The organism is Aeromicrobium halocynthiae (assembly GCF_039531385.1).
GTDB lineage: Bacteria > Actinomycetota > Actinomycetes > Propionibacteriales > Nocardioidaceae > Aeromicrobium > Aeromicrobium halocynthiae.
In genome coordinates, this window is record NZ_BAAAPY010000019.1 from 1 (window position 1) to 15,000 (window position 15,000).

General features: G+C 65.7%; 11 protein-coding genes, 1 pseudogene and 1 other annotated feature. All 12 genes and pseudogenes read right to left on the reverse strand.

Annotated elements, in window-relative coordinates; translation table 11 throughout:
• Positions 1-91: 91 nt before the first annotated feature.
• Positions 92-835 carry an IS3 family transposase gene (locus ABD213_RS14890; protein ID WP_344330266.1) on the reverse strand — a complete coding sequence of 248 codons (744 nt, stop codon included), beginning with the start codon at positions 833-835 and terminating at the stop codon, positions 92-94.
• Positions 737-865 (reverse strand) — a sequence feature (AL1L pseudoknot). Its footprint overlaps the gene before it by 99 nt.
• Positions 823-1,146 (reverse strand): transposase, encoded by a 324-nt coding sequence (locus tag ABD213_RS14895; protein WP_344330246.1) that lies wholly within the window; start codon positions 1,144-1,146, stop codon positions 823-825. Its footprint overlaps the feature before it by 43 nt. Before ABD213_RS14895 ends, ABD213_RS14890 begins: the two co-directional genes overlap by 13 nt.
• A 59-nt stretch (positions 1,147-1,205) precedes the next feature.
• Entirely contained in the window at positions 1,206-2,288 is a 1,083-nt protein-coding gene (locus ABD213_RS14900; protein ID WP_344330248.1) for an IS110 family RNA-guided transposase, read from the reverse strand.
• 342 nt (positions 2,289-2,630) lie between these two features.
• Positions 2,631-2,843: a hypothetical protein gene (locus tag ABD213_RS14905; RefSeq protein ID WP_344330250.1), complete on the reverse strand. Its 213-nt coding sequence runs from the start codon at positions 2,841-2,843 to the stop codon at positions 2,631-2,633.
• 727 nt (positions 2,844-3,570) lie between these two features.
• A complete protein-coding gene (locus ABD213_RS14910) occupies positions 3,571-10,029 on the reverse strand; it encodes a DNRLRE domain-containing protein (RefSeq protein WP_344330252.1) in 6,459 nt (2,152 codons plus the stop codon).
• Between the two features lie 422 nt (positions 10,030-10,451).
• Positions 10,452-11,525, reverse strand: coding sequence for a CU044_5270 family protein (locus tag ABD213_RS14915; RefSeq protein ID WP_344330255.1), 1,074 nt, complete (start codon positions 11,523-11,525; stop codon positions 10,452-10,454).
• Between the two features lies 1 nt (position 11,526).
• Positions 11,527-12,057, reverse strand: a complete 531-nt coding sequence (locus ABD213_RS14920; RefSeq protein WP_344330257.1) for an RNA polymerase sigma factor — start codon at positions 12,055-12,057, stop codon at positions 11,527-11,529.
• Positions 12,058-12,110: 53 nt separating this feature from the next.
• On the reverse strand, positions 12,111-12,479 hold the full coding sequence (locus ABD213_RS14925) for a peptidase inhibitor family I36 protein (protein WP_344330260.1): 369 nt from the start codon (positions 12,477-12,479) through the stop codon (positions 12,111-12,113).
• Positions 12,480-12,672: 193 nt separating this feature from the next.
• Positions 12,673-12,996 carry a DNA methyltransferase gene (locus ABD213_RS14930; protein ID WP_344330262.1) on the reverse strand — a complete coding sequence of 108 codons (324 nt, stop codon included), beginning with the start codon at positions 12,994-12,996 and terminating at the stop codon, positions 12,673-12,675.
• The gene (locus tag ABD213_RS14935; RefSeq protein WP_425546078.1) at positions 12,920-13,135 is read right to left on the reverse strand and encodes an integrase core domain-containing protein; all 216 of its coding nucleotides are present in this window, start codon (positions 13,133-13,135) and stop codon (positions 12,920-12,922) included. The genes ABD213_RS14930 and ABD213_RS14935 overlap by 77 nt, the downstream gene beginning before the upstream one ends.
• Before the next feature lie 25 nt (positions 13,136-13,160).
• On the reverse strand, positions 13,161-14,237 hold the full coding sequence (locus ABD213_RS14940) for an IS110 family RNA-guided transposase (RefSeq protein WP_344330264.1): 1,077 nt from the start codon (positions 14,235-14,237) through the stop codon (positions 13,161-13,163).
• A 221-nt stretch (positions 14,238-14,458) separates the two neighbouring features.
• Positions 14,459-14,854, reverse strand: a pseudogene (locus tag ABD213_RS14945) (transposase); the annotation flags it as partial.
• Positions 14,855-15,000: the final 146 nt, after the last annotated feature.

Below are 15,000 nucleotides of genomic sequence, written 5' to 3' on the forward strand. Positions count from 1 at the left end.
CCCGGCCAGCACCAAGGTGGTGTTGCGCCTCCTGGCGGACGACAGATCAACAGCAAGGACACCCAACTTCGAGGTCAGTCGTCAGCAAGAGTCAGGCCGCCAGGAGACGATCGACAGTCTCACAGTCGTAGGCGTCGCCGACGGAGCCGACCGAGGGGTCGACGCCGGCCTCGACGAGTCGTTCGGTGAAGGCGAAGCTGACGTATTGCGAGCCGGCGCCGGTGTGATGGACCAGTCCGGTCAGGTCGTTGATGCCGGCCTGCTGGCGGGTCCAGATCGCGTGCTCGAGGGTGTCCAGGACCAGGCCGGTGGTCATGCGGGTCGCGGCGCGCCAGCCCACGATCCGCCGGCTGAACACGTCGAGAACGAATGCGACATAGACGGTTCCGGACCAGGTCGCGACATAGGTGAAGTCCGCGACCCACAGCTGGTCGGGCCTGGTGGCCCAGAACTTGCGGTCCACCAGATCGACGGGCCGCTCGGTTCCATCGCCGGGCATGGGGCGGAACTTCTTGCGCCGCAGGGCACCGACCCAGCCCTGCTGGCGATAGAGCCGCTCGATCGTGCACCGGGCGACGTCGTGGCCCTGGCCTCGTAGGTGCAGCCACATCTTGCGCGCACCAAATCTGCGGACGAACTTCTGCCGCTCTCGCTCGGCCTCGATCAGCGCCACGACCTCGACATCCCGCAGAGCCCGCTTGGACGGACGCCGCGAGAGGTTGTCGTAGTAGGTGCTCGGGGCGATCTTCATGCCGTACTCGATGAGCACGCGACAGATCGGCTCGACCCCGAACTCACCCTTGTGGGCATCGATGTAGTCGATCAGAACCGAGATGGGCGGTCGAGCTCCGCCGCGAAGAAAGCCGACGCCGACTTCAAGATCTCGTTGGCTCGCCGCAGCTCGGTGACTTCCTTCTTCAACGCCTTGATCTCAGCGATGTCCTCGCTGGTCTTGCCCGGCCGAACTCCACCATCGACCTCAGCCTGCCGCAGCCACTTGCGCAGAGACTCCGGCGAGGTGATTCCGAGCTTGGCCGAGATCGACTTGATCGCCGCGTACTCGGAGTCGTAGTCGGCTCGGGACTCGATCACCAGACGGACCGCGCGCTCCTGCAGCTCCTGGGGGTACTTCGAGGGACGTGCCATGAGAATCATCCTTCCAACGAAAGGACTCTCCAGACATCCCGGGATGCTTCTATGTGGTGTCAAGCCGCTGAGGCGAGGGGCTGGGGTGTGGGGTTGGCCGCGGTCAGGGTCCGGAAGATCTGTCGCCCGACATAGCGCTTGAGGCACCGCCGGATCTCCTTGGCGGTCTTGCCCTCGGCGAGTCGCCGGTCGACGTAGGCGCGGGTCTCGGGGTTGGTGCGGATCCGGGTCAGCACGATGGTATTGAGCGCCCGATTGAGCTGACGGTCACCACCACGATTGAGCCGGTGCCTGATCGTGTTGCCCGAAGACGCCGGGATCGGTGCGGTGCCCGCGATCTGGGCGAACGCAGCTTCGCTGCGGATCCGCCCGGGGTGGGACCAGACGGTCAGGACGATGGCAGCGGTGATGGCCCCGACTCCGTGGAGTTCGAGCAGCTCGGGTGCTTCTGCGGCAACGAGGCTGGTGATCGTGGAGCGGTTGTCGGCAAGCTCGTCGTCGAGAGTCAGGACCCGCTTGGCCAGCCTGACGGCTTCGGCCCGCGCTGTCATCGTCCCGATCGTCTCCTCGCGACGGCGCCAGCTGGCGATCGTGGCGATCTGGCGCGTGGTCAGTGACCTGCGGGCGTCGATGCCGAGGTCGTGGCTGCGCAGCAAGGAGGTCAGAGCGTTGACGCAACGGGTCCGCTCGACATTCAGGTGATCGCGGGCCACCGTCAGGACCCGCAGCGCCGTGTGCGCCTCGCCTGCGCGGCGGTCACGCAGCATCGTCAACGGCATCACCAGGGTGGAACGGGCAGCGAGCACGGCATCGAGTGCGTCGGTCTTGCCACGACCACGCTCGCGCCGCGGGGTGGGTGCCTCGACGACCCGGTAGCCAACCTCCTCGAGAACGTCACTGAGGATCGCGCCGTAGGAGCCGGTGCCTTCGGCTGCGACCAGCACCGCATCAAGGTCGCCCTCGGCGCGGCGGCCGATCCAGGCCCGCGCCCGACGCAGACCCGAAGGCGTAGTCGGGAAGGTCGCCTCGTCGAGCAGCGCGCCGCTGCTGTTGATGATCGCGAAGCTGTGGGTGGCGGCGTGGGTGTCGACCCCGACGACGTAGCGGTAGGCCTCGGCCACGGTGGCAGGCAGACTGGACATGCGATGCTCCTTCTCAACTGTTCGGGTTGGACGTCGTTGCCGGCGTCAGCCTGGGTGAGAAGTCACGACGAGGCAGGCCTGTAATGAGCCACACCACCAGGACGGCAATCCCGGTGGTGGACATGCTTCTGATCAAGCCATCGTTGTGGGCCAGGGTTGGCGCCGGCACCCCGTGCCCGCTGGACAGATCCCGGGCATGACACCCGCAAGGGGTCAGGCGATTCAGGAGTCACAACGAGTACCGGGTGACCGGCGCTAACCCTGCCAGCCAGCCCCAGGCCAGCCACCACGAACACTTACAGGCGGTTCAGAGAGCGGTGTGCCGGCGCAGAATGGTGACCGTCAGACGCTCTTGGTCCGTGCGATGGGTCTACCACAGAGGACTTGGTGGGCGTCGGCGACGAGCCGCCACATGTCACGATCCAGCCCGTGCTCGCCAAGAATGATCTTGTCGGTCTCCCGAACGAGGACCTCGGGGTCGGCGTGCTCGCTCCGAACAAGTCCGTCGAGTGAGTCGAACTCCTCGCGGCCCACCCGCGCGAGACGCAGGACCAAGTCGCGAGTTCACTGGGTACGAGTTCGAGTACGCCCCGCCGAAGCTGCGCCCATGGAGTTCGGCCGACAGGAGCGCCAAGGAGTTGTGAAAGGAGGCCACAAATGTCGTGTTCACGGCCTGCGAACCCGCTGATCGGAGTTCCTTGATAGACGGTGTCGGTGGTGATCGCGGCCGCGCTGTTGACGATCAGTCTGAGAAGCGGTTCGAGCGCTTTGACAGCAATGAGTGTGCCGGGCTCGACGCGATGGCACCTACTCACCCTCAACCTCGCTCCGTTGACGTTAAGCAGGTCCGAAGGTGGGCCCAGCGACAGCCGCAACGCGCGTGGGTGATGAAATCAGGCTGCGTCAGTCCGTCCAAGGCCACGGCTCGCGCCCGGATCTGGAGGTCCTGGAGTGGCAGAGCAATTTCCTGTTCGCCACAGAAAGTTACCGTCGCCAAAAATTTCTTCGCCGCCGGCGGGCCTCTGCGCCACGGATGGGGATCAGGTCAGAGAGCGCCTTGCTTCCGACGCTTGGACCGGACACCGAGATCAGGAGGTCCACTGCCCCATCTCGATACTCGTGCAATTCCAGCTTGACATCGAAGGCAACTCCATCCACAACCCGTTCCAGGCTAATTCCACTGGGACCACCGACCTCTGTGCGTAGTTGTTGTACGGTCATCTCCGCGATGCGGGCGCTTTCGTGCTCTAGAACCTTACGAGCGATCTCGGCAGTCATGGCGTTAACCCCTCCTTCTGCCGAAGGGAATCTGAATTCTTCGGTGACTACCCTTCACGTTCTTCTTCCAGTAACTGACGGCGATGTGCCGTCTCCTTCCGGGGAAAAATTTGCCCTTGAAAGTGTGGTTTGCCTTATCCCACTGGACTTTTACGCGATGCTGACGCCAACCGAGCGTTACCCGGGGCTGCGCGACCCAGCCGCGGATACTCGAGGCAGCCGGCGCTGTGCGCCACCAGACCCTAGACCGTGCGACCGCCCGTCCAGCGTAGGCCCGGGCACCGTTCCATCCAGCACGAACGGCCCATGCCCAAAACTCTCCGTCGAGGTCAACCTGGTTTAGGGGGTCAGTTGGATAAGCGTAGATCGTGTCCGAGCCGCCTTCGACGGGGTCGATGCTGGTGAATCTACCCGTCGCCGGATTATAAAGGCGAACTCCCATAAGGGTGAGGCCAGCAGTCGCACCGCTGCTCGAGCGTTGCTTGGCGCCGAGCCATCCGTATCCGATGTTTCCGCCGACCTGTGTAGTGGCTTCGGGGTCGATGGGTGTGCCGTATTCGGTGTAGTCGGACCAGCCGTCGATGCCTGTGGTGGGGGTGTCGGTGGTTTGGCCGTTGGGGATGACGATGTTGGTGACGATGTCGTCGTGCAGGTTCGCCAAGGCGATGCTGGTCTTGGTCAGCTCGATGGTGGCGCCGAGGTCGCCGCCGATCGAGGCGGTGTAGCGAGTGCGGTCGGCTCCGGTGGTGGTCCAGGCAGGGTTGTCTGAGTCATCGGCGTAGTAGCGGACGGTCGTGGTGCTGCCTGAGCTGCTGGTGGTCGTCTGGGTCTTTCGGCGTTGTGCGCTGTCGAGGTCGAAGGTCGTAGTGACATTGCCCTGGGTGATGGTGCGGGCGAGGTCGGTGTCGAAGTAGCCGAGGGTGACGGGCCCGGCGTCGGGATCGGGTGCGTCGGCTGCCGGGAGGGTGGTCTGGCGGCCGAACGCGTCGTAGGTGTAGGTGCCTTGGCCGTTGGCGCCGGTGGTGGGGCGGTCTCCGGTGTCGTACTTGTGGGTGCGGGTGGTCTTCGCGCCGGTGTCGCAGTCGGTGTCGGCGTCGGTGGTCGCCGAGGACGTGGTGCGGCGGCCGTTGGCGTCGAAGGTGTAGTCCCGGCGTACACAGACGGTGGTCTCGTCGAACGGTTGTCCCGCTGCTGACGTCCTGTCGTCGACGGTGGTGAGGCGTCCGGCGGCGTTGTAGGTGTAGGAGCGGTTGAACGCTCCCGCGTCGCCGATGTCGGGCGCGTCCTCGTCGTCGTCGTTGGCGAAGACGGCGCCGTCGGTGGCGTAGTCGTTGGTGGCGCGGCCGGTGACGTCGACGGTGCGGGAGAAGGCGATCCATTCCCCGCGCTCGGGCTCGCCTGTGGTGATCGCTCCGGTGTCGGGGTCGACGGTGGTGGGGGTGACCTGGCCGGTGTAGGTGAGGCCGACTTGTGCGCCGGTCGGGTCGTAGGTGGTGGTCTGGGTGATCGCTCCGGGCAGGGTCTGGGTGACCATCTGACCGCTGGCGTCGTAGGCGGCGGTGAACTCCAGTGGGCTGCCGCCTTCGCGTGTGACGGTGCGGCCGGTGACCAGGCCGCGGCGTTCTCCGTCGCCGTCGTAGACGGTGGTGGTGGTGCCGGTGGGGTCGGTGACGGTGACCGGGCGGCTGGAGGTGTCGTAGGCGGTGGTGATCTTCGCGCCCTGGTCGGTGAACCGTTCGGTCTCCCTGCCCCACGCGTCGTAGGTGTAGGTGGTCTTCTCGCTGGTGGCGTCGTTGCCGGCGCCGTTGAGCTTGCCGACATAGGCGACGAGTCCGGTGGCAGGGTCGTAGGAGGTGAACGTTCCCGGCAGTGCCGTCGATCCGGGGATCTGGGCGGTGGTGACGGACTTGATGACGCGGCTGGCGCCGTCGTGGGTGGTCGTGGTGGTGCGGGTGGCGCCGGCGGACGTCTCCACGGTCTGGGCGGTGTTGAGCCACCGGTCATAGGTGGTGCGCTCATCAGGCAGGCTCGCCGGCCCGTTGGCAGGGGTCTCCGTGGTCGTGGGGGCTGCTGCAAGGTAGGTGCGGCAGGTCAGACCGTTCCACTCGGGCTTGTTGCCACACGCGGCATCGGCGGCGTTGGCGCCGGCGGTGTAGTAAATGGTCTTGCGGGTGCCTGCGTCGTTGCCGTCCGACAACGGCTGGCGGGTCTCGATGGTCCGGCCGAGGGTGTCGTAGCGGGTGGTCCGGGTCTCCCCGGCGATGGTCGTGGTGGTCGGGGTGCCGAGCGTCCAGCCGTCGCCTTCGTTGGCATCACCGGCGACGACCTTGGCGTAACCGGTCTTGGTGACGCTGATCGTCTCGATGTCGTCGCCGTCTTCGTCGCCGGTGCCGCTTGCTGCGGCGGTGACGGTGACCGTGGTGGGGAGGGCGTACCGCTGTCCGGTGGCGAGGTTGATCCCGCGATCAGGTGCGTTCTCGTCGTAGGTGGTGGTCGTGCGCTGGCGCGCCAGGACGATCTCACCCTTGTTGTTGGTGACTTCGTGGGCGGGTTCGCGGACCTCGGTGACGACGGTCCCGGCGGGCAGGATGACCTTGTCGTCCTCGCCGAGGATGGCGTCGTTGTAGGTGGTCTGTGTCGACAGCTGGTCGACGTCGGCGATCGGTTCGCCTGCGGTCTCGGCATCGAGGATGGTGCGGATGGCTCCGGCGTCGAGCTCGCGAATGGGGTGTCCGGTGGCGTCGTAGTCGGTGGCGGTGGCCTGCCAGGTGCCGGCTCCGTAGGAGACGGTGTTCACGACGTAGCCCTTGGCGTCGATGTACTGCAGGTCGGCGTAGGTCCAGTCGACACCACTGCCGGTGACTGGGCCTGTGTAGTCGGGCCCGAAGACCGCGTAACCGACCTCGGCCTCGCTGGCCTGCTTCCACTTGCTGGTGGTGGTCCCGGTCAGGTTCGGCAGGCCGGGGCCGGAGGTCTCGACTCCGTAGACGTAACGGCCGGTGACGATGTCGGCGCCTGCGCCGGAGGGGTTGGCGCGTTCGGTGCGGGCGAGGCGGCCGTTGTCGTCGTAGGTGTACTTCCATGGCGCGAGGCCCGGCGGGGTGACGGTCGCGATGCGGGTGGTCGCGTTGCTGCCGGCGCCGATCCACGTGTAGGCGGCGGTGAGGTTGGCGCGCTCATCCTTGACGGTACGCAGGCGTCCGGATCCGTCGTAGGCGTACGAGACCATCGGCGTGGTTTCCAGGGTGGAGGTGTCGGGGTTCCACAGGCGGGAGCTGATCTGCTTGACCTGCCCGGTCCGGTCGCCGGGGGTGGCGTCGGTGCCGCTGTTGGTGGTGCCGTAGCCGATGATCATGGACCGGCATCCGCGCTGCGCGGACGCCGCCGCGGAGGTGCTGCAGTCGGCGCCGGGCACCGCAGCGGTAATGGAAGTGATGCGCCCGTTGGTGTCGTAGCCGAATGTCGAGGATGCAGTCTGGCCGACTTCGGTGACCGCGACCGGCTTCCACGGGGTCTGCCCGCTGGGGGCATAGGTGACGGGCTTGAACGCAGTGGCTGTGCCCTCGATATCGGTGAGGGTCAGGGTCATCGCTGCGCCCGTGCCGGTGAGTTCGATCGCCGAGCCGTCCTCGGCGGTCTCCTGGGTGACCGGGATCCACGTGCCAGTTTGGTAGGTGCGGGTCATGGACGGCGATCCGTAGACCAGGACTTCTCCTTCGGCGTCCTGGAGCACGATGGTTCCGTCGATGCGGGTGTTGTCGATGATCTGCATGTCGGCAGCGCCGGCTTCGGGGCCGTCGAGGTTGGCGGTGAACCCGGGCCCGAAGATGCTCGTGGCGGGGTCGTTGGGCCAGTCGCTGACCTTGCCCGAACCGGTGAAGGACAGGTGGGAGCGGGAGATCGTCAGATCCGACGAGAAGCCCGGTACGCTCACGTCGGTGGCGCTCTCCGACAGTTCTCCTGTCAGCAGGGCCAGGTTTGCGGCGCCAGCGTCGGTGGTCGGGTAGCCGGCGCCGAAGGCGTGGGGCAGTCGCGTGACGGTCGTCGGTGACTCATCGCCGGTGCAGCGCGGTGTCGATGATCCTTGGTAGGTGAAGCACACCTGGATCTCGAACGTCATCGGAGTGCGGGTCGGCAGATCCCGGTTCTCGAACTTGACGGCTTCGGCGGGATTCCACCGCCCGGTCGCGGTCACCGGGTCATCCGCGTTCTTGGCGGTGGTGGTGAGGTCGGGTCCGTTCTCCCACGGCTCGTCGGAGCCGCGGGGGCGCCACTGCAGCTTCGCCTGCACCGAGGAGGCGCCGTTGCGGGGCGACGAGGCGGCGTTGATGGTGACCCGACTCGATGTGGAGGTCTGGTCTTCCGGGGCAGTGAGTGAGGCTCCACCCCACCCGAAGGAGTAGGTGACGTTCGCCGACGTCAGGCCGCCGCGTCCGACCGCGGCGGCGATGATCTTGTGGAAGCCGGCCTTCTTGGACACCTTCACCGTCGTCCGGGCGGTTCCGGTCGAGGCGGATGGGGTGATCTTGACGCGCTGCTTGGCCGCGCCGTCGACCGTGACGTCGATGTAGCCGGCCTGGTTGAGGGTGCCGTCGGCTGCGGTGATGGTGCACGTGATGTCAGCGCTCGGAGCGTCCTCTTCCCAGGAGCCGTTGCTGTGCGGGTCCGGGCACGAGACCACCGGCACCGGAGGGGCCGCCGACGTGGTGGTGAACGACGACCAGCCCGACCAGCCACCAGCGAGGTTCCGCTCATCGATGGTCTTGCTGCGGGTGTGGATCGTGCGCAGCCCGAGACTGGACGACGGCTTGCAGGTACCGGCCGAGCCGGAGGCGACAAGCGGGGTGGTGCACGACGCGATCAGCGACGCTGACGTGCCTGCCGTGGAAGAGTGGAACTGCACCTCGTACTTGATGCGCGAGGCGTCGGGGTCCGATCCCTTGACCGAGACGGTCGGGGTGAGGCTGTTGGAGAAGGAAGTCGCCGTCGTCGAGTTCGGCGGACTGTAAGAGGCGCCGGAGGTGCTTGCCAGCGATGGCACGCTCGGCGTGCCGGGGGCCCGGTTGAAGGTGTAGGAGATGTAGGGGCGCAGGCTGGAGTTGGAGGCTTCCTTGGACGCGAACTTCTTCCATCCGTAGGAGTCGGTTTCGCTCGAGGCCGCGAGACGGACTCCGAGCTTGTCCTCGCTCGCCGGCTTCGTCGACCACGTCCGCACCAGAGGCGTGATGTCGGGGCGCACCCATCCGGCAGCACATGATGAGTTGAAGCCCTTCGCGGTGTTCACCGTCGCATAGGTGCTGCCTGGTGAGGGCTGCTTGTTCCACGTGGTCGAGGAATCGGTGAACGGCGAGGACCGGACGGTGAAGGAACGCGCCGAACAGGAGTAAGACCATGTCTCGTAGAGGTTCAACTTCGCAGAGGTGATGTCCTTTCCGCGGAAGTTCGACAGCGACCAGTTGATGAACGAGCGGGTGACATCCCCGCCACCGTTGTGGGTGCCGACACGCAACTCAGTGCTGGTCTCGAAGTTCGTATTCGGGCTGGCCTTGGAGACGTGCCGGTCTCCCGACGCCACTGCCGAACCGGAGGCGTAGGTCGGGTCGATCGTGATGGGGAACTCCCGGCTCGGGTCGGTGACCCACTCCTGATCCGGGGTCACGACCAATTCGATGTCGCCTTCTTCGTTTTCGTCGACCGTCAAGTCCACGGTTGCGACCGAGGCCGGGTCGTTGGACAGCGGATCGATCTCCGCGTCCCACGCCAGCGGTGCCACCACCGTGGAGACGATCGTCCCGTCGGCGTCGACGAACGAAACGGACCCGTCCTCCTCAGCCCGAGCCGTCACACCCTTCGTGCGCACAGGGATGCGCCACTCCACGACTCCGTCGTCGGTGGTGAACTCCGCCAGCGCCTCAGGTGTGGCGACGATCAGATGCTGATCGAACCCGTCGGCGGTGGTGCGGACGAACAGGTCCACGCCTGGCTTGACGTCCTCATACGTGGCGGTGTTGTCCTCCAGCACCGGTTCACCGAGCTCACCAGGCGCCTCCAGCACGACCACTGCATCGGACCCGCCGTCGGTGGGCTCCACCACCCGCACCACGTCGGCGCCCGACCGGCCGCCCGCGTCGGCACTCTCACCCGCGAACGTAACGTCCATCGGGGACGACTCCGCCGAGACCGTACCTGCCTGGTCCGGACCCAGGTCCAGGTTGATCGGCTGCCAGTCGCCGTCTTCGTCCTGGAATCGGATCGGCGCCGGATGGGCATTAGTGGTCATCGTGCCGTCCGGGTTCGCATACGTCGTCTCGGAGTCCGTGCGAAGACCCTCCACCAGGACCCGTGTCCCCTGAGCGCGTGCCGCGACGGCCGCCGACACGATGTCCGGCGCAGACTTCACCGGGTCGGTTGCGACCGGCTCGTCAGGCTCCTGCGCCTCGACGGCCACCCCTGGCGCGGCCATCAAGGACACAGTCAGCCCGACTACAGCGACGAACGCGGCGCCTCGAAACGCGGTCCGACTCGCTCGCCCGCGCACCCCAGTGAGGCCCCACCGGCGCGACCGGCTCCGGAGAACACTCGACAGCGTCGGGAGGTGGGTGTCGGAGTGTCCGACTGGTCCAGCGTTCATGCGACGTTCTCCTTGGCGCGTTCAGCAGCAGGCGGGAACGAATCCTGCTGCTGCCCGCCCCTCATGCGGAGGTAGTGCCCCGGGCTGTCGCTTTCGCCGTTCCTAAGCACCTATCGCCGCAGATGTCGGAGGATCACACACCAACGTCAGAAAAGATCCTCGCTGTTTGTCGATGAGGCAGAGACTTGCACTTCGACGTCGCTTGACCGGTCGTCCCAGTGAATGCGGGAGCTGGCTGCAGGAGCTCGCGCGGATCAGTCAGAAGGGGCTCGGTCTGTGCGTTCGGAGCGGACGTAGGTGGTGAACGCGACGACGGCTGGCGGGGCTGCATCGATGCCGTCGATGGGTCGGATGAGGATCTCCTCGACCCCGGTGAGTTGTCCATTCTCGGGGCTCACGATGAGCACGAGACGATACTGGGGACTGTCGGGGTCGGTGATCGAGATGCCGACGGCTGGACGTCCTGCGCGATCTTCGACTGACCCTAGGGCGGTGAAGTCCGTCTCGTCCTTGAGGGCTGTCCACAGGGCAGCAGCCACCCGCTGTGGCACAACATGGTGTTGGTACAGCGCGATGATCTCTCGGTACAGGCAGATGGATCGGGTAGGGCCAGGGCTCCTGTCCGTGCACGCGATGTTGTCGAGGAGAACGTCGACCAACTGCTCCGGATCGTCTGGGAGGTTGTTCGCGAAGTCGGGGTCGATACTGCCCGTCGGCAGGATGTCGGTCGACTCCACTGGGCCGGGTCGATCGTCGATGCCTCGCCCGTCAGCCGTAAGCGGTTCACCGGGGCGCTCGCTCGTGACAAGGGACCCGTCGGGTCGAAGCCATGTTTCGATCGCCCGAGGGACGATGCGTGCGGACCCGTCGTCATCGATGTCGAAGAACCAGTTCTCAGACTGCTTGTGCTGGATGTCGCCGCCTGCTTCAGGCTCTGGAGTGGTCGCGGCGGATTCGGCGAGAAGGTCCAGCAGGTCGTCGGGGTCCTCCCCTGGTGCGAAGGCGATACGCACGGCCGCTGCGAATTCGTAGTCGAGCACTGGTGGCGTGTCGGCGACGGCGGGGCTGACGGTGGGCAGGTCGGCGACGACCCATGCACCGGCTACGGCCGCGGCTGTCGCCATGCCGGTGGCTAGTCGGCGACGCCACCGTCTGGTGCGTCGGCGGTCTTCCCACTTCATACGCGTGATGAACTCTTCGGAGCTCTCGAGGTCGTCATAGGCCTCGAGATCGGTCTCGCTGGTGGCGAACCCTAGTTCTGCGGCTTGTCGGCGGAATTCGGCAATCTCGTCATCGGCTGCCGTGTCGTTGCTGGGACGGTTGGTCATGTCACCTCCTGCCGGTTCTCGCGGGGACGGGTTGGTGCTCGGCCTCTAGTGCTATCAGTTTGCGGCGGAGTCGGCTCAGTCGCGTGGTGAAGGCCGTGGTCGAGATGCCAAGGATGGACGCTGCCTGGTCTGGTGAGAGGTCACGCACGAACGCGAGGTCGAAGAGGCGCTTCTCTGCGGGGCTGAGTGCCTCGTAGATGCGCCGGGCTGAGTCGTTCGCGACCACGGTCGCGGCGATGTCGGTCTCGGTGCGGTCTCGCTCTTCGTCGGTCCAGTCGATGACGAAGCGGTTGTCGTGGTGCTTGCGTTGGCGTCGTTGGAGTTCTTGCAGCACCTTGTTCTTCGCGATCCCGACGACCCATCTCGTCCATTCGGAACGGTCCACGGGGAAGCCTTGTCGCTTCTGCCACGCGACCTCGAATGTGTCGGATACGACGTCTTTCGCTGCTTCTGGTCCGACTCGCCGGGCCGCATAGGTATAGACAGAGTTTCGGAGCGCCTCGTAGAGGTGCGCGAAGTCCTCGTCTGTCACCGGGGCAGACTAACCCGCCCCGGTGTCGTAGATCTGCGATACGAGAAGTTCGCTTAGCAGGACGTGACGGTGGCAAGGTAGGCCGCTTTCGCTGAGGCCTGCCATCCGCTGGTGTTGCCAGACGACCCGCCCGGGTTGATGCATTGAGTCGAGCCTCCCCCTGTCGCAGAGGAGTGGAGCCAGGTCCGCTGGGATCGGTTGTTGTAGTAGGACCTGGTGGCGTTCAGAGTGATGGCTCGGTAGGAGTTGGTGACGTTGATGCGTTGGATGGTGCCGGAGTAGTTGGTTCCGGTCCAGACACAGAAGTAGCCGGAGGGACAGTCTGATCTAGCAGCGGCTGCCGGGCCCGGCGCGATCAGGGCGGCACCGACAGCGATGTTGATGGCGAGGAGAATTCGAGCGATACGGAAGCGAGTTGTCATGCCCGCTCATCGGCTGCCGCGGGGGTCCTTCACCCACGCACTGCAACCTCCCGCTGGAGCGTGATCGGGCGGCCCAGAGTGTGACAGCGATGTTTGTGGCGACCACGTTCGAGCACTGGTGGACCGTCGACGACCTGATCTATCCAATCGTCGCGGTCACGCAGTCACGATGCTTCTCACATAGGGGAGCGACTCAGAGCGGAAGAGTCCACGCGTCGGCCGGTTCCGTCACGGGTTCGAGGCGTCGCGCGAGGCGCCGGTGGATGAGTGCTATGTAGTCCGGTTCGCGTTCGACGCTGATCGAAGCGAAGCCCTCGATGGCGCAGGCTTCTGCGGTGGTTCCGGAGCCGGCGAACGGGTCGAGGACCAAGCCGCCCGGCGGGGTGACGAGGCGGACCAGATGGCGCATTGAATCGGCCTGAGATTTTTGGAGGGCGTGGTTAGGCCGCGACGGGATCGTCGTGCCCTCGTGTTGAAGCGTAGTGCGCCTGCTCCAGTTCGACTGGCGGGACGTCACCGATCGAGGAGTGGAGTCGTTCGTGGTTGAACCAGTGGACCCATGCTGCGGTCGCTTCTTCGACCTGCCGCCAGGTCGTCCAGATCTTCTGTTCGTGTCCGATGACCTCGGTCTTGAACAGGCCGATCGTGGACTCCATGAGTGCGTTGATGCTCCTATATCCGTCAAGCTGCGATCTGGGACTCGATTCGTGCTTCGCGGATGGGTCGCATGGCGGCCCAGAGTTCGCGTGCGAGGTGACGTTTGAGGCAGCGGATGATCTCGGACTTGGTCTTGCCCTCGGCAGTGCGTCTGGCGACGTAGGCCTTGGTCGGTTCGTGGTGCTGCATTCGCACGATCACAACGCGATAGAGCGCAGCGTTGGCCTGGCGGTGGCCACCGCGGTTCAGCCGGTGCCGGGTCGTCATTCCTGACGAGGCAGGAATCGGAGCGACGCCGCACAGACGCGCGAACGCGGCTTCGGAACGGATCCGTTCGGGATTGTCTCCCGCGACGATGAGCATCTCGGCGGCGGTGTCCGGGCCGACCGCGAATGCCTTCGCCAGCTCCGGCGCCATCGACGAGGTCAACTCAGTCAGGATCTTCTCGTGGCTGGTGATCTCGGCGTTGAGCTGCTGCCAACGCCGCGCGATCGAGCGCAGCGTGTGCTTCGTGGCGGCAGCGACGGTCGTGACGCGCCCGGGCCGCAGGGCGGCGCAGCGGTTGATCAGCGTCATCTTCGTCAACGCCTGAAGCTCTTGGCGCAGTTCGTCGGGCGCGTTGACGATGACCTGCTTGAGGCTGATCATCGCTGAGGTCCTGGCCTTGACCGCGATGTCCTTGGCGACCTTGACCTGCCGGATCATCTCCACGATGCCGTCGGCCGTCTTGGGGACCGCGGTCGCCAGCCCGGCGAGAACCGCTTTGGCGGCGTTCTCGGCGTCGATGGTGTCGGACTTGCCCCGCAGACGTCGGTCGCGTCGGTCGGTCCGGACCACTTCCAGGGCGCCGATTCCACGTCGACGGACCGCGCCGGCCAGTCCGGCGCCGTAGGATCCAGTGCCTTCGATCCCGAAGGTGAGTTTGCCTCCGAACGAGGCCGCCCAGTCGATCAGCTGGCCATAGCCGCCAGCATCGGCGGCGAAGGACCTGCTGTCCAAGATGGTGCCGATGTCGTCGATCGCGACCGCGACGTGGACGTACTTGTGGGTGTCGACACCGACGACGACTCGACGGTGCGACGGAACCTGTTGCATGCTCATAGTGCTTGCCCTTCCAAGCCGGTGAGTGACGCTGGCCGGTCGGGTGGACGGGACTGTGATGAGACTGTTGCGATCAGGCTCCTATGAGGTCACGCCCGCCCGGCCAGCACCATGGGTGATGCGCCTCCTGGCGGACGACAGATCAACAGCAAGGACACCCAGACTTCGAGGTCAGTCGTCAGCAAGAGTCAGGCCGCCAAGAGGCGATCGACAGTCTCACAGTCCAGCGCGTCACCGACGGTCCCGATCGAGCCAGTTATGCCGGCATCGATGAGCGCCTCCGTGAACGCCAACGACGTGTACTGACTGCCCGCATCGGAGTGATGCAGCAGTCCGTCGGTGGTGAACTCAAAGCTCGTCCGTCGCCTGGTGAACAGTGCCTGCTCGAGTGCTGAGAGCACCAACGGGGTCGTCTTTGACGTGCTGACCCGCCAACCCAAGATCCGCCGGCTGAACACGTCGGTGACGAACGAGACGTAGCAGAACCCGGCCGGCGTCCAGACGTAGGTGAAGTCCGCGACCCACCACTGATCAGGCCTGCTCGGCCACGCCCACTGGCGTCTGACGTGGTCCGGATGCCGCGGCGCTTTGTCGTCGCGCTCGGTCGTGATGTCCCGCGTCAAGTAGTTGGCAGGTTTTCTTTGGTTTGAAAAGTCGGGATGGTCGGATCGGCCAGGCCGAGGTGCACCTCCTCGGGCCGGTTCCATGCGATCGCCTCGTGGGGGCGGACGGTGTTGTATTCGATCCGGTAGTCCTCGGCGTG

Excerpts from the sequence above, each read along its gene's own strand:
- ABD213_RS14895 (WP_344330246.1), bottom strand. The coding sequence starts at position 1,146 with ATGGCACGTCCCTCGAAGTACCCCCAGGAGCTGCAGGAGCGCGCGGTC.
- ABD213_RS14900 (WP_344330248.1), bottom strand. The coding sequence starts at position 2,288 with ATGTCCAGTCTGCCTGCCACCGTGGCCGAGGCCTACCGCTACGTCGTC.
- ABD213_RS14910 (WP_344330252.1), bottom strand. The coding sequence starts at position 10,029 with ATGGCCGCGCCAGGGGTGGCCGTCGAGGCGCAGGAGCCTGACGAGCCG.
- ABD213_RS14915 (WP_344330255.1), bottom strand. The coding sequence starts at position 11,525 with ATGACCAACCGTCCCAGCAACGACACGGCAGCCGATGACGAGATTGCC.
- ABD213_RS14925 (WP_344330260.1), bottom strand. The coding sequence starts at position 12,479 with ATGACAACTCGCTTCCGTATCGCTCGAATTCTCCTCGCCATCAACATC.
- ABD213_RS14935 (WP_425546078.1), bottom strand. The coding sequence starts at position 13,135 with ATGGAGTCCACGATCGGCCTGTTCAAGACCGAGGTCATCGGACACGAA.
- ABD213_RS14940 (WP_344330264.1), bottom strand. The coding sequence starts at position 14,237 with ATGAGCATGCAACAGGTTCCGTCGCACCGTCGAGTCGTCGTCGGTGTC.